2 protein-coding genes are annotated in these 856 nt (G+C 37.1%); both read right to left on the bottom strand.

Annotated features, from left to right (window positions below; translation table 11 throughout):
* Window positions 1-174 precede the first annotated feature (174 nt).
* Complete coding sequence (locus RZN25_17770) at window positions 175-264, bottom strand: putative holin-like toxin (GenBank protein MEQ6378656.1); 90 nt, start codon at window positions 262-264, stop codon at window positions 175-177.
* A 128-nt stretch (window positions 265-392) separates the two neighbouring features.
* Window positions 393-743 carry a hypothetical protein gene (locus RZN25_17765; GenBank protein ID MEQ6378655.1) on the bottom strand — a complete coding sequence of 117 codons (351 nt, stop codon included), beginning with the start codon at window positions 741-743 and terminating at the stop codon, window positions 393-395.
* Between the last annotated feature and the right edge of the window lie 113 nt (window positions 744-856).

Genomic DNA, 856 nt, shown 5'->3' with positions numbered 1-856 from the left:
TGCTACATTATTTTAAGTTCTTACTACATATGGTATAATAGATACAGAAAATGAATATCATGAAAAAGACCACAGCTGCACACTGTGGTCCATAGATAAGCGGTTCCCCCAGAGGGATCGGCTATCTTGTGTCGATAGACCTCTCCTAAGAACTTTGTGGGTAAATAGGGAGGTCTATTTTCTATTGATCAAAGTTATGACCAATGCGAGCAATGCAATTAAGAAGGTGCCGAAACCAAACAGCACTTGTAGACTCTCATACATACTCATAGGCATCACCCCCTTTCATCGGGGCTAGCCGACCTCTCCCTAAAAGAACATTATCCTATTAGATTGTAGCATAAAACAAAAGAAAAAGAACGAATGTTCCCCTATCGTTATGCATGAATTTCTCAACTATTATTTCTTAAACTCAGGTGGTTCATTCCCGATATGAGGTGCCTGACACCAATTTGCCCCAAAATACCAGTTGATGCAGGGAATAACCCACTAAATGCAGCATTACTTTTGGGAACTAATGGTGAGCCTAAAACCACTAAACCATAAATACCACTACATAGAAATACAAAAAGAGCACCAATCATGTTCCTTTCACTAATAATTAATATTAAGGAGATTGATAGTAATATCCAAAACAAATATGTACTAATATTGCTATCTAGTTTGCCTAAAGCTTTAATCCCACTTAAATTAATGAACAAAAAGAAGGATAGAACAATAACCCCAAACCTTACCCATTCCAACTCCCTTTGATAGATAAATCTAATGCTTCCAGTCCTCTGCCCTCTTTAACCATTTTATGACTAGGTAAAAGAGAAAACACTTCATCGTTAGGAACACCTAAGAATAAACTAGG

The organism is Bacillaceae bacterium S4-13-56 (assembly GCA_040191315.1).
Taxonomy (GTDB): Bacteria; Bacillota; Bacilli; order Bacillales; family JAWJLM01; genus JAWJLM01.
Note: the sequence above shows the minus strand (reverse complement) of the source record. Positions and strands in the feature narration are given on the sequence as shown.

Coding starts and splice junctions, on each gene's coding strand:
- RZN25_17770 (MEQ6378656.1), bottom strand. CDS start 264: ATGTATGAGAGTCTACAAGTGCTGTTTGGTTTCGGCACCTTCTTAATT.